At 39.0% G+C, this 20,075-nt stretch carries 19 protein-coding genes; 8 read left to right on the forward strand and 11 right to left on the reverse strand.

Annotation, left to right across the window (positions count from 1 at the left end):
• Positions 1-146: 146 nt before the first annotated feature.
• Positions 147-1,034, forward strand: a complete 888-nt coding sequence (rarD, locus tag QUE72_RS18480) for an EamA family transporter RarD (RefSeq protein WP_074496811.1) — start codon at positions 147-149, stop codon at positions 1,032-1,034.
• Here the strand turns inward: rarD and QUE72_RS18485 are convergent.
• Positions 1,031-2,932 (reverse strand): YfiR/HmsC family protein, encoded by a 1,902-nt coding sequence (locus tag QUE72_RS18485; protein ID WP_074496809.1) that lies wholly within the window; start codon positions 2,930-2,932, stop codon positions 1,031-1,033. The genes rarD and QUE72_RS18485 overlap by 4 nt on opposite strands.
• 129 nt (positions 2,933-3,061) lie before the next feature.
• On the opposite strand from QUE72_RS18485, the gene QUE72_RS18490 reads away from it, so the two are divergent.
• Positions 3,062-5,182, forward strand: a complete 2,121-nt coding sequence (locus QUE72_RS18490; protein ID WP_286270638.1) for a TonB-dependent receptor — start codon at positions 3,062-3,064, stop codon at positions 5,180-5,182.
• 16 nt (positions 5,183-5,198) lie between these two features.
• Here the strand turns inward: QUE72_RS18490 and QUE72_RS18495 are convergent, their stop codons facing one another.
• From QUE72_RS18495 to QUE72_RS18525, 7 genes are read right to left on the reverse strand one after another with little or no spacing between them, the layout of a single operon-like run.
• Positions 5,199-6,443 carry a response regulator gene (locus QUE72_RS18495; protein WP_286270640.1) on the reverse strand — a complete coding sequence of 415 codons (1,245 nt, stop codon included), beginning with the start codon at positions 6,441-6,443 and terminating at the stop codon, positions 5,199-5,201.
• A 14-nt stretch (positions 6,444-6,457) separates the two neighbouring features.
• Entirely contained in the window at positions 6,458-8,632 is a 2,175-nt protein-coding gene (gene uvrD, locus QUE72_RS18500; protein WP_286270641.1) for a DNA helicase II, read from the reverse strand.
• 24 nt (positions 8,633-8,656) lie between these two features.
• The gene (locus tag QUE72_RS18505) at positions 8,657-9,361 is read right to left on the reverse strand and encodes an HAD-IA family hydrolase (RefSeq protein WP_074496802.1); all 705 of its coding nucleotides are present in this window, start codon (positions 9,359-9,361) and stop codon (positions 8,657-8,659) included.
• Positions 9,361-10,080: a DUF484 family protein gene (locus tag QUE72_RS18510; protein WP_083601913.1), complete on the reverse strand. Its 720-nt coding sequence runs from the start codon at positions 10,078-10,080 to the stop codon at positions 9,361-9,363. The genes QUE72_RS18505 and QUE72_RS18510 overlap by 1 nt, the downstream gene beginning before the upstream one ends.
• A complete protein-coding gene (gene dapF, locus QUE72_RS18515; RefSeq protein ID WP_074496800.1) occupies positions 10,077-10,907 on the reverse strand; it encodes a diaminopimelate epimerase in 831 nt (276 codons plus the stop codon). Before dapF ends, QUE72_RS18510 begins: the two co-directional genes overlap by 4 nt.
• 9 nt (positions 10,908-10,916) lie before the next feature.
• Complete coding sequence (lysA, locus tag QUE72_RS18520) at positions 10,917-12,164, reverse strand: diaminopimelate decarboxylase (RefSeq protein ID WP_286270645.1); 1,248 nt, start codon at positions 12,162-12,164, stop codon at positions 10,917-10,919.
• Positions 12,164-12,322 carry a lipoprotein gene (locus QUE72_RS18525; protein WP_175573077.1) on the reverse strand — a complete coding sequence of 53 codons (159 nt, stop codon included), beginning with the start codon at positions 12,320-12,322 and terminating at the stop codon, positions 12,164-12,166. The genes lysA and QUE72_RS18525 overlap by 1 nt, the downstream gene beginning before the upstream one ends.
• Before the next feature lie 109 nt (positions 12,323-12,431).
• Here QUE72_RS18525 and cyaY point away from each other — a divergent pair, with 109 nt between their 5' ends.
• The 5 genes from cyaY to QUE72_RS18550 are packed head-to-tail and all read left to right on the forward strand — an operon-like array spanning position 12,432 to position 16,899.
• Positions 12,432-12,752, forward strand: coding sequence for an iron donor protein CyaY (gene cyaY, locus QUE72_RS18530; protein WP_074496794.1), 321 nt, complete (start codon positions 12,432-12,434; stop codon positions 12,750-12,752).
• Positions 12,753-12,764: 12 nt separating this feature from the next.
• Positions 12,765-13,694, forward strand: a complete 930-nt coding sequence (gene hemC, locus QUE72_RS18535; protein WP_074496791.1) for a hydroxymethylbilane synthase — start codon at positions 12,765-12,767, stop codon at positions 13,692-13,694.
• The gene (locus QUE72_RS18540; RefSeq protein ID WP_286270647.1) at positions 13,684-14,433 is read left to right on the forward strand and encodes a uroporphyrinogen-III synthase; all 750 of its coding nucleotides are present in this window, start codon (positions 13,684-13,686) and stop codon (positions 14,431-14,433) included. The genes hemC and QUE72_RS18540 overlap by 11 nt, the downstream gene beginning before the upstream one ends.
• Positions 14,434-14,437: 4 nt before the next feature.
• Positions 14,438-15,682, forward strand: a complete 1,245-nt coding sequence (locus tag QUE72_RS18545; protein ID WP_286270649.1) for a uroporphyrinogen-III C-methyltransferase — start codon at positions 14,438-14,440, stop codon at positions 15,680-15,682.
• Positions 15,679-16,899: a heme biosynthesis HemY N-terminal domain-containing protein gene (locus QUE72_RS18550; protein ID WP_286270651.1), complete on the forward strand. Its 1,221-nt coding sequence runs from the start codon at positions 15,679-15,681 to the stop codon at positions 16,897-16,899. The genes QUE72_RS18545 and QUE72_RS18550 overlap by 4 nt, the downstream gene beginning before the upstream one ends.
• Positions 16,900-17,109: 210 nt before the next feature.
• Here QUE72_RS18550 and chrA read toward each other — a convergent pair whose 3' ends face one another.
• Together chrA and arfA are read right to left on the reverse strand one after the other, a co-directional pair.
• On the reverse strand, positions 17,110-18,297 hold the full coding sequence (gene chrA / locus QUE72_RS18555; protein ID WP_074496785.1) for a chromate efflux transporter: 1,188 nt from the start codon (positions 18,295-18,297) through the stop codon (positions 17,110-17,112).
• Positions 18,298-18,394: 97 nt separating this feature from the next.
• Positions 18,395-18,583 carry an alternative ribosome rescue factor ArfA gene (gene arfA, locus QUE72_RS18560; RefSeq protein WP_286270652.1) on the reverse strand — a complete coding sequence of 63 codons (189 nt, stop codon included), beginning with the start codon at positions 18,581-18,583 and terminating at the stop codon, positions 18,395-18,397.
• A gap of 72 nt (positions 18,584-18,655) precedes the next feature.
• Between arfA and QUE72_RS18565 the strand changes: the two genes are divergently transcribed.
• Positions 18,656-19,339 (forward strand): DUF2982 domain-containing protein, encoded by a 684-nt coding sequence (locus QUE72_RS18565; RefSeq protein ID WP_074496780.1) that lies wholly within the window; start codon positions 18,656-18,658, stop codon positions 19,337-19,339.
• Between the two features lie 27 nt (positions 19,340-19,366).
• Here QUE72_RS18565 and fre read toward each other — a convergent pair whose 3' ends face one another.
• Positions 19,367-20,062: an NAD(P)H-flavin reductase gene (gene fre / locus QUE72_RS18570; protein WP_286270653.1), complete on the reverse strand. Its 696-nt coding sequence runs from the start codon at positions 20,060-20,062 to the stop codon at positions 19,367-19,369.
• Between the last annotated feature and the right edge of the window lie 13 nt (positions 20,063-20,075).

A 20,075-nucleotide genomic window follows, 5' to 3' on the forward strand; every position in this document is an offset into this window, starting at 1 on the left:
ACCTTTTCAACATTATATTTGGTAATTGTACAAAACTACACTTTTTGATGGGATTGTTCCCGATAAATAAGTGAAGCGCCTAATTAAATAATTAATTAACTTAGCATAAGTCATGATAAAATATATATTTAATCAGCGCATATACCATGACTCAGCAAGAACAAAAATTAGGCGTTATTAATGCCGTAGCTGCCTATGTGTTATGGGGTTTAGCCCCTATCTATTTTAAACTCATTGAGCATGTGCCTGCTGATGAAATTATGGTGCATCGTATTCTGTGGTCATGCTTACTTTTACTAAGCTTTGTACTGCTCACTCCAAAACGACGTATAGCTTCTACTTTATTTAAATCACCAAGCACTATAGGGAAACTTGCACTAAGCGCATGCTTTTTAGCCTTCAATTGGTTTGTGTTCATTTGGGCCATAAACAACAATCACATTCTTGATGCAAGCCTAGGTTACTATATCAACCCACTAATTAATGTTGCTTTTGGCATGCTATTTTTAGGTGAAAGGTTACGAAAATGGCAAATATTTGCTGTTGCTTTAGCTATTTTAGGCGTGTTAATTCAATTGTTTACGCTAGGCACGTTACCGATTATTTCACTCACTTTAGCAATTTCATTCGCCATTTATGGTTTATTACGAAAAAAGATACACGTTGACTCTATTGTCGGTCTGCTTATCGAATCATTCATCATGATGCCTATAGCTATTTGTTATTGGTTATTTTTTGTTGAAACCAGCACCAGCAACATGATTAACAACACCATAACACTAAACACTTTTCTGATCGTAACAGGCATTGTAACTACCGCGCCACTGCTATGCTTCACCGCGGCGGCAAAACGGCTAACGCTATCTACTATTGGCTTTTTCCAATATATTGGGCCAAGTATCATGTTTTTATTAGCTGTCTTTTTCTATCAAGAACAAGTGAGCCATGAGAAATTACTCACGTTTGGTTTTATTTGGTTAGCACTGATTATTTATTGCATCGACACATACAAATATCGACATAACGTTTGCTAACGGTCAATTGATGTTGGTATGGTTATATTGAACAGTGCACCTTCACTTGGGGTGCTTTCAATCGTAATATCACCGTGTAATTGCTGTTTAATGATATTATAAACAATATTCATACCTAGACCGGTGCCGCCACTATTTCTTTTTGTGGTATAAAATGGTTCAAAAATATTAAGTAACACCTCGGGTTCCATACCCTCGCCATTATCTTTATATACTATCGTAACCCAACTTCCTTGCACGCTTAGGTTTAAGGTTATTTTCCCTGAGGCTCTATTTTCAAACCCATGCTTAATTGAATTGGTGACTAAATTAGTGAACACTTGAGCTAGGGCTCCAGGGATTGTTTTTATATCAATGTTTTCAGGGCCATTGATTTCATAGGTGACATGATTTCGCTTCATTTCTGCTGATAGCGTTTGCATTATTTCATGGCTATAGTCGACCAAATTAATTTCTCTCGCTTCGCCAACTACCTGATCTGCTGCTACTTGCTTAAAGTTATTTAATAATTCAATGACTCTGTTAAGTGACGACATATTAAGTCTTGAGGCCTGATCAATCGAATCAAAATATTTGCGCATCTGCGACTTTGTTAAATTGTTTAATTCAAAATATTGTTGAATTTCATGCGTGTTTTCTAATGCAGAACTGGTTGAGGTTAACGCAATACCTAGTGGTGTGTTGATTTCGTGAGCAACACCTGCAGTGAGCTTGCCTAAAGATGCAAGCTTTTCTGATTGCACTAACTGGTTTTGCATTTCTTTTAAATTATTTAATGTTAAGCTCAATTTCCGCGTAGTGCGCATATTTTTGACGATAAACCACACCAATAAAATACTAACAAAAACGGCAATACAAATAACAACAGCAAGTACCATAAGGTAAAACTGCTGCTGCTCAATCATTTCTGTACGCGCGGCTAGTTCAACATTCTTTTGATTTAGTTGCTGACCTTGTTGGTCAATTTGTGATTTTTGTTTGGCGATCACTTCGCGATTAAACGCAATACGACTCTCCATATCGCTGCTTTCTTGCTCTTTTTCGATAACAGACTTCTGCTGAGTTTTTAATTTTTTTCTAATTGTCGTTAACTGGCCGACCATATCACTTAATTGCTTTTCTTTTATCGCTACCGCTTGTTTTTGTCGTTCAATGTCTTTTTTTAACGCGATTAATTGTATTTGCCGCTGCTCTGCTATTTGTTGTCGTTCATTCAGTTGTTGATCTAATACATGCAACCTTTTTGCCGTTACCGCTAGCGCTTCACTTTGGTGTTGTAAATCGTTATGTAATTGTGTTTCTCTTTTACGCATTTCTTGCATCGCCAGTTCCGTTTCTCGATACAACTCAGCAATATCAATTTCAGTACCACCAAGCAATAACAATTCTTTGGAGATAGTTAACCCTTCATAGACAATATTGGACTTATTGACCTCAAATTCGATCGCAGAAGTCCTAGAGTTAAAAAATAAATTTAACATCACATGATGCTTATCCAAGCTATTGAAGGTAACGAGCAAAGTATCGGTTTTTCTGAGATCTGACGCAACAACACTCAAATCAAACTTATCGATGACATTAACAAATACGAGATCTGCCTTTGCCGCTTGTTGTGTTGAATTCGCTAACGTTACCACGATTGGCTTTTTCTTAACCTGTTTTCTCGCTAACTCTTTTTGTACTTTATGATAAAAATCTGTGTCTTGATATACGGCAATAGTAAAAGCGTTTTTTTTATCTTCCGATGGCCAAGCTACATGCTTAATAAAATTATAAAGATAAGCTGTTTTGATTTTATCACTGCTGAGTTGCTGAGCATGAAGTGTACACACAATCAGCAATTGGCAAGATAGAATCATTGCCACTATACCCCGTTTTTTACGCCACCAGCTGGACATAAATACCATACCTTTTATTATTATTATGAATACTGTACTGACTTTTTCATCATAAATCACCTGCTAAATTTGACCGCTAAGTTCTTCGTAGGTTAATCTAACAATATAAAAAATAACAATAAGAATTAAATGCTTAGCAAGTCTATTATCCATATTGCGTTATTGTTGTTAGTAGGCCTAGCTCATCAGGCTAATGCAAATTACCCTACGGCAGCACAACCTGCTAATCATGATGATTTTCTCCATTTTTCCCTTCAACAATTAATTGACACTAAAGTTACCGTTGCCTCACTATCTGAAGAAACTGTTGCCCAAGCTCCTGTACCAGTAAGCTTAATTACTGATTCAATGATTAAACAAAGTGGCGCACAAACGTTAAAAGAATTGTTACTCACATATGTGCCTGGATTTACCCACGTAGAAGATCAAAATGAAATCAATATTTCAGCTCGCGGTATTTTTACCTCAGCCCAACAAAAGATACTCATTATGGTTAATGGTCATCGCTTCAACAGTAGAAGTTATTCTATGGCAACGCCAGATCACAGTATTTCGTTAAATAAAATTAAACAGATCGAAGTGCTAAGAGGACCAGCCTCTTCGCTATACGGCAATGTTTCTTTGACGGCAACCATTAATATCATCCTCAAAACCGCTGCTGATATTGAACAACAGCAAGCAAATCTATCTGTAGGTAATCACGGTCAAAAATCTGCTAACATTCTTTTAGCAAAAACTTTTTCACATGCCGATGTTGTGATGTGGGCAGATATGTATCAAGCAGATGGCGAAGTAATCCCGCTTGCGCCTGAAAATATTTACAGTGAAAAACCTCAACCCAATAGCGAAGCGATAATTTATGGCATTAAAGATAAGCATCCTTATGATATTGGCATTTCTATCACTACGCCAACAGGTGAATGGTTGCTCAACCGTCGACGTAGCCACTATATTGAACCCTTTACTGCTGGTGGCTTAAGTGGTGAACCATATCAATACGACAGTTTTGAAAAAGTAAACGGAACGGGACCAGGGTTTGGTTATTTAACAACGCATTTCGGTTTTACAAATACCGTAACTGGTGATGCTTGGGTAAATAAAAATCGTCTATACTTTGATCAACATATTGCAGAAACCGCAGTCGTTGTTGATCCTATAACACCTGTTTATTTAGCACCCACATGGAAAGAGTTATCCGGTGGTGTGTCGAGCACCGTTGAATTTAAAGCCAAAGGCGGCGACTTATTATTAGGCATACAACTTGAAAGCTACAAAGTTTACGCCGGTACCATACTTTCTGCCACAAATAGCTTCACAATTAACTCGAATAGCGAGCCATTACTACCCGACGGTTCAGAAAGTAACTATTCAGGATTTTTACAGTATAAATATCCGATCACTGATAAATGGCAAAGTAACATCGGTTTACGTTACGACTACAAGAACCGTAAGATGACCAATAACATCGATCAACTAAGCCCGAGACTTGGCTTATTATATCAACATAAAGACATCAGCTTTAAATTGAGTTATTCAGAGGCCTTTGTAGACGCCACTTATTGGAATCGATTTTCCAACCTTTCATCCTTTATCGGTGCTACGCAATTAAAGCCTGAAATACTACGCTCTTTGCAAATTTCGCCAACGATAAATATCCCTCAATATCACTTGCAGCTTACGAGTAACTTTTTTTACGATCAGTCAAAAGATGTGATCTTTCGCGATAATAGTACTGAAAACGTCAATTACAGTAATGCAGGTGAGTTATCTTCTTGGGGGGTCGAGCAAGAAGTTCAATACTTAACACCAGCCCTCAATATTCGGGCAAATGCAACGTACCGGGCGGTAAGTAATAGCGAAAAAATACCCGTTACTGGCAGTTACATTAATAACATTCCCAAGCTCACGGCTAATATCACCTTTGATTTTCCCGTTAATAATAAACTTAGCCTACACCTTGGCTTACGCTATATTGGCAAACAGTTTTCTCCTATCAACCTTCAACAGGAAGGCATGTCATTAACGGATCATTATCCAGAGCGTGGGGTAAACTTTTATCAACCAGAAAAGAAAATTAATGCGAGTTTATTAGTAAACTCCAACTTACGTTACCAAATCAGTAAGCACATTTCATTAGCATTGCGTGTTGATAACCTGTTGAATAAACAGTATCAACAAGGGGGAACAACAGTACATCCATATCCGCAAAAAGGCCGATGGTTTAACGCGCAGTTATCAGTGAGCTTTTAACACCTCGATGTTGTATTCACTCCATGATGGTGATCTGATTACGACCATTTTCTTTTGATTGATATAGTCCTTGATCAGCAATATTCATTTGTTCAGCAAGCGATAAATGACTATTAAACACTACGCCCATACTGACTGAAAAATGAATATCTTGCTGGGCGTATTTTACCGTCGAAGTAGACAACTTTTGTCGGAAATTATCAAGCACTTGATATAAACCTTCTTGGTTTTCTCCTGAAATCAACACAGCAAACTCTTCACCACCTAACCTTGCTAATAAACTATTTGGTATATGTTTTCTCATATAAAGCGCTAAATACTTTAAGATATGATCACCGGCATCATGGCCATATTGATCATTAATACGTTTAAAGTAATCAATGTCAATCATCACTAAACCAAAGCAATTACCTGCAGCAATGTATTCTTTTAAATATTTTTCAGCATCACTAAAAAAAGCGCGGCGATTAGGTAATTCAGTTAAGTAATCGGTGTTTGCCGCTTTTTGAATCATCTCAATATTATGCAAATTTTCAATATTCTGCATCATTCGGCAATAAAATTCTTCAGTACAAAACGGCTTACGTAGAAAATCATCAGCACCATTTTTGATAAATCGCGCAGACAACATGGGATTAGCAGCTCCAGATATACCAACAATAGCAAGTTGTTCTTTATTATAATGCTTGCGAAGCTCATTAGTTAATTCAATGCCATCCATAATCGGCATTTCTAAATCGGTGATCACCAGCTTTATATGGGGTTGTTCTTTCATTGTTTTTAAGGCAGAAGGGCCTGTATCGGCAACAAACACTTCAAAATTTCGTCGCTTTAATAATTGAACTATGTAATTACGCGCAGAACGCGAATCATCGACAACTAACACCCCTGTTCCTCTATTAGCTTTTTGCCAATATAGTATCCGCTTTAGGTACATATAAGCTTGACTGTTTTCTTTCGGAATATAATCAATCACCGGTTGTGCTAGAATTTTTGCCCGGGTTTCTTCATCCATTTTACCAGTGATCACCACACTTGGAATATCATGTGACAACACGGTATTAATCACTTCGCCTTGCTGAGCATCAGGTAAGTTATAATCTAATGTAGCCGCAAAAAAAGAAGCATCTTCTTTTAAAATAGCAACTACATCTTCGTGACTCTTAGCCACAGTGACTTGATAGCCTAAAGTTTGACCAATTTTTTTAATCACAGCTGCTATCGAATTACTGTCTTCTACTACTAACAACTTATCTGACATCAACTTACCTAAATTTATAATGCTTTTAAATTAGCATAGGCAATTACCAGCCATTTGCTACCGACTTCTGCAAAATTTACCTGAACACGACTTTGAGCGCCATTACCTTCATAATTTAACACAACACCTTCACCAAATTTTTGATGGACAACAGATTGTCCTAACTTAAAGCCTGTTCCCTCGAATGTTTCTAACGAAATGGTATTAGCAAACCGGCCAGAAGATTTAGGGCGAGTAACTTGGTTTTGCATTCGTATTTCTTCTACACAATCACTTGGCAATTCACGTAAAAACCGACTTGCCGGATGAATTTTTTCTTGTCCGTATAGGCGACGGCTTTCTGCATGACATAAATATAACTTTTCCATTGCCCGTGTCATACCAACATAACATAAACGTCGCTCTTCTTCTAAACGACCAATTTCTTCTAATGACTGCTGCGAAGGAAACATGCCTTCTTCCAAGCCAGCAATAAACACTAAAGGAAACTCTAACCCTTTAGCAGAATGCATTGTCATTAGCTGTACTGCATGTTCAAATTCATCGGCTTGTCCTTCACCAGATTCTAGCGCAGCATGGGTTAAAAAGCTCGTCAGTTCACTTTGCTCTTGTTCAAGTTCAGGATCTACTTCAAAGGTTTGGCAAGCAGTAACTAATTCATTTAAGTTTTCAATACGCGCTTCTGCTCGTTCGCCTTTTTCAGCTTGATACATCGCTTTTAAGCCACTGTGTTGAATAACAAAGTTTGCTTGTTGATCTAAATCTAAATGTTGTGATTCATCTTCAAGTTGATCGATCAGTTCGACAAACACGTTAATGACCTTTGCACTACGGCCTTTTAACTGATCGCTTGCCAACATAGTTTGACATGCTTGCCACATGGTCATTTGCAAACTACGTGCAGCATCGCGTACTAACGATAACGTTTGATTACCAATACCTCGTGTTGGGGTATTGATAATACGCTCAAACGCTGCATCATCATCTCGATTATTAATTATCCGTAAATAAGCTAATGCATCCTTAATTTCTTGGCGTTCAAAAAAGCGTAAACCACCATAAATACGGTAGGGTAAATTCGCTTGAAGTAATGCTTCTTCCAAAATACGCGACTGCGCATTACTACGATATAAGATAGCTACATTGTTTAAATCACCGTTATCACTTCGCCATTGCTCTATTCTGCCAGCAATGAAACGTGCTTCATCTATTTCATTAAAGGCAGTATAAATAGCAATTTTTTCCCCTTGTTCACCTTGTGTCCAAAGGTCTTTCCCCAAGCGATTGTTATTGTTATCAATTAACTTATTTGCAGCCGTTAAAATATTGGCAGTTGAGCGATAGTTTTGCTCTAAACGTATGGTTTCAGCGCCGGTAAAATCATCTAAAAATCGTTGTATATTCTCTATTTTCGCACCACGCCAACCGTAGATTGATTGGTCGTCGTCCCCCACGATCATCACATTGCTTTGCTCTCGGCCAAGCAAGTTTAACCAGGCGTATTGAATCGCATTGGTATCTTGAAATTCATCCACTAAAATTTGAGAAAATCGCTGTTGATAGTGCCGTAACAGAATCGGATGGTGCAACCAAAGTTCATGTGCACGTAGTAATAATTCAGCAAAATCTACCAACCCAGCACGATCACAGGCGTCTTGATACGCTTGGTAAACTTTAACAAAGGTTTCTTCTGTTTGATCGTAATGGGTTTCAATATGATTAGCACGTAGCCCTTCATCTTTTTTGCCGTTGATATACCATTGCATTTGTTTTGCTGGCCAACGTTTTTCGTCAAGATTTAACGCGCGTAAAATACGTTTTATTAAGCGCAGCTGATCGTCAGAGTCCAACACTTGAAAGCTTTGCGGTAAGTTAGCCTCTTGAAAGTGCATACGCAATAATCGATGTGCTAGCCCATGAAAGGTACCGATCCACATACCATGGATATTGCCACCTACCATTTGTTCAACTCGTGCTCGCATTTCAGCCGCCGCTTTATTGGTAAATGTAACAGCAAGAATGCTGTGCGGCGATACTTTCTCAACTTGCATAAGCCATGCAATTCTCTGTACCAATACTCGTGTTTTCCCGCTACCTGCGCCTGCTAACACCAGCATATTTCGTAACGGAGCGCCTACCGCTTCACGTTGTTTATCATTAAGTGAATCTAATAGTTCAGATACATCCATAGGGTGTCTCTCGTTGTAAAGGTGTTAATTAATTAAACGGCTTAATTCGGTGATATGTCGCAACTCTAGCGTTGCTAGTTGCTTAATTGGCTGACCAACATCATAAGTCGATACCCATGCGGTTTGACAGCCAAATTGGGCAGCGCCAATAATATCGTTAATGCCACAGTCACCAACATGTAAAAGTTCAATAGGCTTAATTAATAATTGCTGACAAGTTTTTGCAAACATATCGGCAGAAGGCTTTTGTTTATTACCTTGGCCTGCATGATAAATATAGGAAAAATATTGTGCCAGATTAATCGCCCTTGTATCTACATTTCCATTAGAAATCGCGATTAAAGGCCATTTCTTTCCTAGTTTTGATAATAGTTCATGTACAGCGTCAGGCACAACAAAGTTGCTACGTTGTTCAACAAAGTATTGAAGCGCCTGCTGCGCCATCGTTTCTGCCTGCGCTTTATCAAAACCTAGCGCCATTAAGCCTAAACGATAACTCACTAGCCTTAACTCGCCAACATCATGTATTAGCTCGGCATTATCTAATAACGCTTGCTGACGAAAGCGAAACCAATACTGATAGCCATACTGGCCATCAGGTAGCAATTCAGCGAAGTATTGCTGCATTTTTTCATCAGTCGCTAACATCACTGGAGCGTTATGATACAACGTATCATCAAGGTCAAAACTAATGGCCTTAAAAGGCAATAAACGACGGTTATAACGCATTAACTTGCCTGGAGTTGCACCAATAATTTAGCCACTAACTTCCTAAATTGGTTCAATAGTAAGGTATCCATTCTTGGCTCAAAGTGATCCGCATCTTGAGAACTGATGGCAATGAAGCCTATCACTTTTTCGTGATGCTCTAATTTAATCATGACAACCGAGCCTTCACAGGCTTGATCAAAAACCATTTGCTGTTCACGCTGTTGAATACGACCAAAATAATAATCTTCTGCCTGTAATCTATTATCCAAAATTTCCTGACAATCTTGCTCTATAAGACAATCATGCTCAAAACTATAAGGTGCTACAAGCCATACCTTTAATGACTTTAAAGATAATAGTTCAGTCGTTGCTTGGCGCAAACAATTTAATAACTCTGCTGCGGTTTCACAATCGAGTAAGCGTAGATATAAATCACTGTATAAAGAAAATAGTTGTTCATTTTGATTCGCTACTGACATCAAATGAGTAATTTCTTCTTCTAACGTTTGTACTTTTGTGCGTAATGCCAACTGTTGACGTTCAACGAGTGAAATAGCGCCTCGGTGAGGATCTGATAAACGTAGTTGAGCGACTAAATCTGGCTGTCGATTAAAAAAGTCCGGGTTATCTTGTAAATAGGTCACAATTAACTCATCGGTTAATTGTATATCGACATCTGGTACCACTAAGTTTTCTGTTGAGTTTTCAGCAGTAATTGAGGTTTCATGTTTACTCATATATGAATTTGTCCATCGAAAACATGCACCGCTGGTCCTGTCATTTTTACAGGACTACCGGGGCCTTTCCAGTATATTTTTAATTTGCCACCAGGTAATTGCACGGTGACTTGTTTGGCGAGTTTTTTCTGAATTTGCCCAACAACAACAGCAGCACATGCGCCACTGCCGCAAGCTAATGTTTCTGCGGATCCTCGCTCAAAAACGCGTAATTTAATGAATTCAGGAGAAACAATCTCCATAAACCCTACATTTGCTCCTTGAGGGAAGCGATCATGAGTTGCCAAGCGCGCGCCTAAATACTCAACTGGCGCTTTCGAAACATCGTCAACAGTTAGCACGCAATGCGGGTTACCCATTGACGCAGCACCACACAGCACCGTTTCTTCGTCACTTCGTAAGATGTAAGTACCTTCTGCTTTTTGAGCAGTAAAAGGTATTTTACTCGGTTCTAATTGCGGGACTGGCATATTGACGGTCACGTTACCATCACGCTCTATAAAAAGCGTCATTTTACCTGAGTGCGTAGATACACGAATTTTATTACGCCCGGTTAGCCCTTTCATTTTAACAAAACGAGCAAAGCATCTGGCGCCATTCCCACATTGGCTAACCTCACTACCATCAGCATTAAAAATGCGATAATGAAAATCTAAATCAGGATCGTATGGCGGCTCGACAATCAGTAGTTGGTCAAAGCCAATACCAAAGTTTCGATCAGCGAGCATTTTGATTTGCTCATTAGGTAAATACACATTTTGTGTCACGTTATCGAGCACTAAAAAATCATTACCCAACCCATGCATTTTTGAAAAATTTACTAACATCTAGCTCTCTTAAGGAAGCAAGGCTTCTCCCTGCCATAAACTTGCTAATGACTCGCGCTGCCTGATAACAAATGCTTTGTCACCATCTACCATCACTTCCGCGGCTCTTGGTCGACTATTATAATTTGAACTCATGGTAAAGCCATAGGCACCTGACGATCGAACGGCAAGTAAATCACCCGCTTCAATAGCCAATGCTCTATCTTTACCGAGAAAATCCCCCGTTTCACACACTGGGCCCACTACATCATAATTTTTTTCCGGAACGTTATTGTGCTTTATCACGGGTATGATTGCTTGCCAAGCTTGATATAGCGCAGGGCGGATAAGGTCATTCATTGCACCATCAACAATCGCAAAATGTCTATCTTGATTGGTTTTTAAAAACTCAACTTCAGTCACCAAAATACCAGCATTAGCCATAATTGCTCGGCCGGGTTCATAAATAAGTGTAATATCTCTGTCAGACAATTTTTCTGCAATAGCTTCTGCATATTGTTGAGGATGAGGCGGTTGCTCATCTTGATAACACACACCTAGGCCACCACCGACATCAATATGAGAAAGTGTTATACCCTGCTCAGCCAAGCTATCAACTAAAACCAACACGCGATCAAGGGCATCTAAAAACGGGGCTATTTCGGTAAGCTGAGAACCAATATGACTATCTATACCTTTCACATTGATGTGAGACAAAGTAGCTGCGTGTGCATAAATACGGTAGGCATCATCAATACTTACGCCAAATTTATTCTCTTTCAACCCTGTAGAAATATAGGGATGCGTGCCGGCATCAACGTCAGGATTCACCCGCAAAGAAATAGGTGCGATTTTATTCATTGATTGTGCTACTTGCTGTATACGCGCAAGCTCAGCTTCTGATTCAACATTAAAACAATAAATGCCTTTTTCTAAAGCGTAGGCTATTTCACCCGCTTTTTTACCAACACCCGAAAAAACCACTTTAGCAGGATCACCGCCGGCTTCTAACACGCGTGCTAACTCGCCTTTTGAAACAATATCAAAGCCTGATCCTAATCGCGCTAAAATATTCAGCACCGCGATATTACTATTGGCTTTTACCGCATAGCAGACCAAATGCTTTCGACCCGCCGCAGCGTTATCAAAGGCATGCCAATGACGTTCAATGGTTGCCCTAGAATAGACAAATAAAGGTGTGCCGTAGTTTTTCGCTAATTCAGCAACGGCACAATCTTCGGCATATAACTGCGCCGAGCGACGATTAAAAAAATCCACTATTGTTGTTCCTGTTTTTCTACCGGTTGCTCAATAACAGTATTAGACTGTGTTTTTTTCTCGTTTGATTCTTGGTATAAAGGACCAGGCATTCCACAGCCGGAAAACAACACTATTGAGAGTAAGCCACCGAAAATAATTGAATTTTGTTTACGCATTTTTGATTAATTCGATTTTTTTCCCATGATAGACGTTTTATAATCTCATGACCATCAATTACCAACGAATCGAAGACTAATTTTTTCGATTCAATAAAAGGACCACTCAATGAACGATACACAGTACAATTTAATGGCAGACGACCTATTACTGACACTTGAAGAAGCGATAGAAGACTGCGGTATTGATATCGATTATGAAGGTGTTGGTGGTATGCTAACGTTAACCTTCAAAAATGCCAGTAAAATCATCATTAATAAGCAAGCGCCATTGCATGAAATTTGGGTTGCTACCAAATTTAACGGTCATCATTTTCACTATGACAATGAACAATGGATCGACAAACGCGGTGGTGGTGAATTTTGGCAATTTATCTCAGACGCTGTAACTAAACAAGCAGACGCACACGTGACTTTAAGCGCACAATAATTAGGATCCCGCATGACACAACCTATCATTCGTATCGCCACACGAAAAAGTGCTTTAGCACTTTGGCAAGCAGAGTATGTAAAAGCTCAACTTGAACATTTTCATCAAAACATTACTGTTGAACTTGTACCTATGACGACAAAAGGTGATATTATTTTAGATACGCCCTTAGCGAAAGTTGGCGGTAAAGGATTATTTATCAAAGAGTTAGAAGTGGCAATTTTAGAAAACAAAGCGGATATTGCCGTTCACTCAATGAAAGACGTGCCCGTTGAGTTTCCTGAGGGGCTAGGTTTGGAAGTTATTTGTCCGCGTGAAGATCCTCGCGATGCGTTCGTTTCAAATACTGTCAATAGCGTTGAAGAATTACCACAAGGTGCTGTTGTAGGTACGTCAAGTTTACGCCGTGAAAGCCAATTACGAGCGATGCGTCCTGATCTCGTTATTCGAAGCTTACGTGGCAATGTTAACACCCGTCTTGCTAAACTCGATGCTGGAGAGTTTGACGCTATCGTATTAGCCTCAGCAGGTCTAATTCGATTAAAAATGTTAGACCGCATTCGTCAATACATTGCGCCAGAAGTCATGTTACCCGCCAATGGTCAAGGTGCTGTAGGCATTGAATGTAGAACAGACGATGAACACGTTAAGGCATTATTGGCGCCTTTAGAATGCGCAGAAACACGTACTAGAGTGTTAGCCGAACGTGCAATGAATGCTAAATTAGAGGGTGGTTGTCAGGTCCCTATTGGGAGCTACGCGACACTTGAAGGTTCAACAATTTATTTACGCGGATTGGTCGGCGCGGTAGACGGCAGTAAAATCATCAGTGATGAAGTTACCGGACAAGCCGACCAAGCCGAATCATTAGGCAATACTTTAGCCGAGAAATTACTCGCGCAAGGTGCTGACAACATTTTAAAACAGGTATATGAACAGTAACCTGTATGTGCTAAATACCCGCCCTGAACCCGCCTGTTGGCAATTACAACAGGCGCTTAATTCAGCGGGTATCAATAATTTATGTCAGCCATTACTAGCATATCAAGATAAAGGTGATGGCACGCAGCTTGAGTCGTTAATCAACACGTTTCAACCCAATATTGTTATTTTTATTAGCCAAGCAGCGGTTGAGTCTGCACATAATAGCTATGCGTTATCTCATTGGCTGATGCAAGATACCTCTATTATTGCCGTAGGTGAAAAAACTCAACAATGTCTGAAAAACCTCGGTTACCAAGCAATATGTCCAACACAACACAACAGTGAAGGTATGCTAGCATTACCTGAACTTGCAGCAGAAAAGGTTGTGAATCAACATGTATTAATTATACGCGGGGACGGCGGTAGAGAACATTTAGCACAATCATTAATTAAGCGTGGGGCTAACGTAGATTATTTTGAAAGTTATCAACGAAATTGGCTTAATATTGCCGCAGAACAAGACAAAGTCTGGAAAAATAAGCAAATTAACGCTATGGTCATCACTAGTGAATCACAATTAATACGCATGGTTGATGTTCTCAAACCAATGGATGATTATTGGACGCAGCATTGCACGTATATTGTGCCCAGTAAACGCGTAGCAAATACAGCTAGTGCATTAGGCTTACGCAATATATTGATCAGTAACGGCGCCAGTGATAACGCCATTGTGACAACATTAAAAGGCATGGAATAACCCTATGACTGACTCATCATCTTCTGATAAAAATACGCCTGACAGCACACTTAAAAGCACTGAGCAACCTACTAAAAAAAGCGCTCACGTTAATAAACCTACGGATTCGCCAAGCAACCCCGTTAGAACTAGTGCACGTACTTCCTTGGCTTCCCCTAAGCAGCCTATTTCAAAAACAGCACTTGTCTCACTTTTATTGTCTTTATTCACCATTGCAGGTGTAGCAGCCTTATTTTATTGGCATCAACAACATGCATCTGAGCAAAAAACGGCAATAAACACGCAAATACAACAAAACAGCGAGCAGTTTGGCCAACAAGTCACACAGCTTCTGCGTCAACAGCAGGTTGATTCTCAGCAGCAGCTTACCAGCGCATTAGCAGAAATAACGGCACAACACGACGCCCGTATTGCGCAATTAAATGCTCAAATCTCTCGATTAGAACAATCATCACCAGAAGATTGGCTTTTACATGAAGCAAACTATTTAATTCGTATTGCGAGTAGAACTATCTGGTTTGAGCGAGATACGCAAGCAGCAATTAACTTACTAAAAGACGCCGATGAACGCCTAAAAGCGTTAGATTCTGCTGAGTTCTTATCGATTAGACAATTAATCAGAGCCGATATTGAAGCGTTAAAACTGGTGCCTGAATTAACCACAGAAGAAGTAACATTAACGTTAATGGCCTTAGAGGAGCAAATTGCACAATTACCCTTAGCAATGGCTGACATTCCGGAGCCAATTGAAAGCGAAGAAGACTTAACGCTTTCAAACAACACTGCTGATTGGCGTGAAAATCTAGCCAAAACTTGGCAACGTTTTAAACAAGATTTTATCACTATTAGACGACGTAGTGGCCAAGTAGAGCCGCTAATGTCACCTGCCCATCAACAAAACTTAAAAGAAAATTTATCGCTGACTTTACAACAAGCTCAATGGGCAGCAAGTAAAGAAAATAACACGCTATATTTGGCATCGTTAAATAAAGCACAATCGTGGTTACTCACATACTTTGACACCAATGAATCAAAAACAATAAAATTTAATCAAGCGTTACAGGTGCTTAAAAATGAAACCATCGAATTTCAGCTGCCAAGTAGTTTGCAATCACTAGAAGCAATTAAGCAACACATGAGTGAACCTGAGCTTGAAACGCTTCCTCAGCCACAAACACCTCTAAACTCGCCTACACAACAAAAGGAACAGCAAAACGATATTAGCGAACAACACGGAGACGTTATATGAAACGCCTTATTTTAGCGCTTATTTTATTTTTTGCTGCAGTTGCACTCAGCCCTGTTCTTATAGGTGAAAAAGGGTACATTTTAGTTGCCATGGGCGACTACACTATTGAATCAACGGTTGTTACCGCCCTAATTGCTATCATAATTTTATTTATTAGCTTATTGATTACTCTGAAGTTATTGCGCGGCGGCTTATCATTAAGCTTTTCTGCTTGGCATAAAATTAGATTTTCTGGTCAACGACGGGCGTTACGCAACTTTCAAAAAGGCATTGCCGCTTACGTATTAGGCGATAATAAACAGGCTGAACATTTATTAGTTAAATCTGCTGATAGCATCCCTTTTACCGAAACTGCCTACTTAATGGCTGCAAATGCAGCTAACTTACAAGGATTACCGGACAACACAAAACATTATTTACAGCAAATAAATGGCGATCAACTCGACGTTAAAGAAACAGGATTAGAGTCAGTCTTAATCACGATAAAATTATTGTTAAACCATCAAGAATTTTCCAGCGCAAGAACACTTATCGACAAATATCATAAATTTATTGGTCACGATGACCGTTTATTGGCATTGGAACTCGATTTAAGCTTGATCGAACAACGCTTTTTTTACGTGGTTGAACAATTAAATAAAGCACAAAAAAGTAAACACTTTACACAGCAGCAAATAAACAGTTGGCAACAAGCTGCATTTTCAGGGGCTTTTCATCAAAAAATTACCAAAGAAAGCCAGCAGGCATTAAATAATTATTGGAATAACTTACCTCGTAAGGTTAAACAAGAAGAAACTGTTTTACTTGCCTATTGCCAAGTATTAGCTGCAAATCGCATCAATAAACCACTGACCGACATATTATTACCAACCGTTAAAAAGGGCGCGAATGATAAGTTCATTTATGCGATAAGGCAGTTACCGCTAACGCAAGTAGATGCATTAATTCAAGCGGTGCAAAAACATTTACACCATGATGCGAAAAACGCAAAATGGTTAACAGCACTCGCTCATTTATCAGCAATGGATCAACAGTGGGAAATGGCTGAAAAAGCCTTTAATGCCCGCCTACACCTTGAACAACCAGTAGATACACTCGATCTCACGACTTTCGCTCACGTATTAGAACAGCTTAATAGACCTGAACAAGCGATATCAGCATTAAAAAAAGCAATTTCTATTTCTGATGTTGATAACACTTTAAAAATAAGTGGTTAGGGTCTGTTGTTCTTTCGAGATTAAGTTTTGTTCGAACTAAACGCTTTTTGTTCAAAGCGTGAGCAATGACGCATGGTTACTCCATGTAAAGTGCGAACAACGATGAAGAAAGAGCGTTTAGCTGAACCCAGAGAGCAGCGTTTTTTGTCATTTATACGTCGTTATTGTTTTTTCATGTGGAAAAACCACATATTCATCGCAATGCCTTGTCTAAATACCAATAAACGGCTGCAAAAATACACGCGAAAGATCAACAGATCCTAATATCGCACTAACCACAGCAAGGAACAACAAACGTAATATTGACCACTTCAATACTTTTAACAGCAATATTCCCGCAACAACCCAAGCAAAGTCAGTTGCCGAATTCACTGCACTAACAAAGAGTGGTTGATAAAGCGCACTGATGAGCAATCCAACCACTGCCGCATTAATCGCGATAATAGCGCCTGCAACTTTTTTATGTGTCGCAAGACGTTGCCAATTAGGTAAAAAAGCAGCCATTAATAAAAAGCCTGGTAAAAAAATAGCAAGAGTGGCTGTTAATGCTCCGAGCATGGGTGCAGATGAAATTTCTATAGCACCTAAGAAACTTGCAAAGGTAAACATTGGCCCAGGCACACCTTGAGCGGCAGCATAACCCGCCATAAAAATATCATTTTGTACCACGTCATTAGTCGCCGTTTGTAATAACGGCAAAACCACATGACCACCACCAAAAACTAAACTTCCCACTTGAAAGTAGCGAGTAAACAATGACAATATGGGTTGTGTGTATGTCAACAAGCTCAGTAAAAATACCGCAATAAATACTATCAACCAGTAATAATTTTTTGGTCGGCTGTTATCGATTAACTCTGCTTTACTCAACGATTCTGATGATAAGTATCGCGCCCCAATCAATGCAAATAGCGTCAAAATCAGTAAATGATTCATCGGAATAGGAAAAAGCAGTAAACTTATCGCTGTGATCAAACAAATAGTCTGGGTTGCTTTGGATTTACAAAACTGAGTAAACATGGTGTACACAGCATCAGTCACCACCACCACAGCAAGTAATTTAAAGGCAGTAATTAAGGTGACTAAATAAGGATGCTCACTATAGTTAGAATAGGTCGTTGCAAATAACCACATCAGTAAGAAAGAAGGCAAGGTAAAAGCAAGAAACGCCAAAATAGCGCCAATAATACCTCCTCGCTGATAACCAATAGCAAAACACACTTGGCTTGAACCTGGCCCAGGTAATATTTGTGATAAGGCAACGATATTGCTATAGGCTTGTTCAGTTAACCATTTTTTTTCATCAACAAATGTGCGATGAAAGTAACCAATATGAGCAATTGGCCCACCAAAAGACATACAACCAAGTATTAGAAAAGAGTTAAATATTTGCCACAATGTTTAAACACCCCAAAAACATAAACGTTTTATTATACTTTTGTTCTATGACATGAGCATGACAACAGTAAAAGAGAGCCTTATTTAATAACAGCAATTATGCTGCCATTAAATAAGACTCTCGGCCTTGGTACTTAACTTTACGGCTAAAAGATCCTTTACCTTTTTTAGCTTTGACCACTTGTGTTTTAAACGCTTTTGAAGTTACCAGCGCCGCTAAATAATTATGCTTAATTTCACCTCGACCATGCTCAGTGGTATGATTTTTATTATCTTTTTTACTCATCAGTTTTCCTCTTTGGTTAATGATGGCTATTATAAAAATATCAAGCATAAAAAAGATACATTTTTTTAATACATGACATCACCAATCATCACCATTAAACCGAAAGCTAAATGCCATGGGTTATTTATCACCTTAACAAGCTTACTTGCACTGCTCATTATTACTCTGATCAGCCAGTTTTATTGGCAGCAAGCTAGGTTTGTCTTAATGTTCTTGATACTGGCTAGTATCGCAGGCGTTACTTTAGGTGTATTAAAGTTATTAGAGCCTAAAACCAGCTTTTATTTGTCGCCACAATACTTGAAATTTCAACATAGAAAGGGCTACTGGCAGCTTGAATGGCAGCAAATATTGGCAATACGGCCGTTAACTAATGATCGTGGCATAGTACTAGATGAATTGAATTATATCGGCTTAGCAATTGATAACATCGATACTTTTAAAGACAGAATATCAGTTAGACTTGCTAATCATTTGATCCATGAACAACGACCGTTAGTCACTTACTGTGTCGCTAATGAGTTAATTAAACCCGAACAGGCTGTGATTAACTTCGAACCCTACAAATGTAATAATGGCGAACAAATAAAAGGGCCAATTGCTGGCTTTTTACATCAATGTCAGACATTAAAACAAGCCCTTGGGGCACATTTATTCATTACTGATGGTAATATTGATCGCTCACTCACCGAATTTGCAGCATTACTCAGAGACTGTAAAACAAGCAGTGAACATTACATAAAAAAAGCCCGCTAAAGGGCTTTATCTGTCACTAACAAAAATTTATATATACGCAAATGCATCGGCAAACATATGATTGATATTAGCACCATTGGCGACGAAATCAGTTCGCACCACACCCACCATATCAAATCGTCCGGCAACATAAATGTCATAATCTGCTAAATTTGTAATGTCACTCATGACAACTTTATGCACCATACCTGTTCTCCCCGACCAATCATCATGCGGCGTTTCTATAACAGGTATAAATTTACCGTGTGCTAAGCCTTCAACTGTATTTGCTGTTTGCTCGAGCTCATAACAAGCGCTTGGTTCTCTAAGACCCCAATATACTAAAACTTCACGTTGGCTGTCAGTATCAGCAAGATATTCAAACATAGATTTAATATAAGAAAAACCTGTTCCGCCCGCTAACAAAATAATGGGTCGATCACTACTTTGACGCAGCTCTGCACCGCCTAATGGTATTTCAACCAATACATTGTCATGTGCTTTAATACGCTCAATCACTTGCATGGGATAACTATCAGCACCAAAGGCACCTATTTGCAATTCGATTAGTTCGTTATTTGGTGAACTTGCAATTGAGAATGGACGCTTATCATTTTCATCCATGATGAAATTTAAATATTGCCCGGGCAGAAAGTCGACCTTTTGCTCAGGTCGCAATAACACTTTATATACATGCTTAGTCAATGAGGTAATTGACTCAACGTTACACTGTACTTGCTTCATTTGTTAACCTTTA

This window comes from Thalassotalea hakodatensis (assembly GCF_030295995.1).
Classification (GTDB): Bacteria; Pseudomonadota; Gammaproteobacteria; order Enterobacterales; family Alteromonadaceae; genus Thalassotalea_C; species Thalassotalea_C hakodatensis.

Excerpts from the sequence above, each read along its gene's own strand:
- QUE72_RS18540 (WP_286270647.1), top strand. The coding sequence starts at position 13,684 with ATGAACAGTAACCTGTATGTGCTAAATACCCGCCCTGAACCCGCCTGT.
- QUE72_RS18510 (WP_083601913.1), bottom strand. The coding sequence starts at position 10,080 with ATGAGTAAACATGAAACCTCAATTACTGCTGAAAACTCAACAGAAAAC.
- uvrD (WP_286270641.1), bottom strand. The coding sequence starts at position 8,632 with ATGGATGTATCTGAACTATTAGATTCACTTAATGATAAACAACGTGAA.
- arfA (WP_286270652.1), bottom strand. The coding sequence starts at position 18,583 with ATGAGTAAAAAAGATAATAAAAATCATACCACTGAGCATGGTCGAGGT.
- cyaY (WP_074496794.1), top strand. The coding sequence starts at position 12,432 with ATGAACGATACACAGTACAATTTAATGGCAGACGACCTATTACTGACA.
- rarD (WP_074496811.1), top strand. The coding sequence starts at position 147 with ATGACTCAGCAAGAACAAAAATTAGGCGTTATTAATGCCGTAGCTGCC.
- QUE72_RS18490 (WP_286270638.1), top strand. The coding sequence starts at position 3,062 with ATGCTTAGCAAGTCTATTATCCATATTGCGTTATTGTTGTTAGTAGGC.
- QUE72_RS18525 (WP_175573077.1), bottom strand. The coding sequence starts at position 12,322 with ATGCGTAAACAAAATTCAATTATTTTCGGTGGCTTACTCTCAATAGTG.
- QUE72_RS18505 (WP_074496802.1), bottom strand. The coding sequence starts at position 9,361 with ATGCGTTATAACCGTCGTTTATTGCCTTTTAAGGCCATTAGTTTTGAC.
- dapF (WP_074496800.1), bottom strand. The coding sequence starts at position 10,907 with ATGTTAGTAAATTTTTCAAAAATGCATGGGTTGGGTAATGATTTTTTA.
- hemC (WP_074496791.1), top strand. The coding sequence starts at position 12,765 with ATGACACAACCTATCATTCGTATCGCCACACGAAAAAGTGCTTTAGCA.
- QUE72_RS18545 (WP_286270649.1), top strand. The coding sequence starts at position 14,438 with ATGACTGACTCATCATCTTCTGATAAAAATACGCCTGACAGCACACTT.
- QUE72_RS18565 (WP_074496780.1), top strand. The coding sequence starts at position 18,656 with ATGACATCACCAATCATCACCATTAAACCGAAAGCTAAATGCCATGGG.
- fre (WP_286270653.1), bottom strand. The coding sequence starts at position 20,062 with ATGAAGCAAGTACAGTGTAACGTTGAGTCAATTACCTCATTGACTAAG.
- QUE72_RS18495 (WP_286270640.1), bottom strand. The coding sequence starts at position 6,443 with ATGTCAGATAAGTTGTTAGTAGTAGAAGACAGTAATTCGATAGCAGCT.
- QUE72_RS18550 (WP_286270651.1), top strand. The coding sequence starts at position 15,679 with ATGAAACGCCTTATTTTAGCGCTTATTTTATTTTTTGCTGCAGTTGCA.
- QUE72_RS18485 (WP_074496809.1), bottom strand. The coding sequence starts at position 2,932 with ATGTCCAGCTGGTGGCGTAAAAAACGGGGTATAGTGGCAATGATTCTA.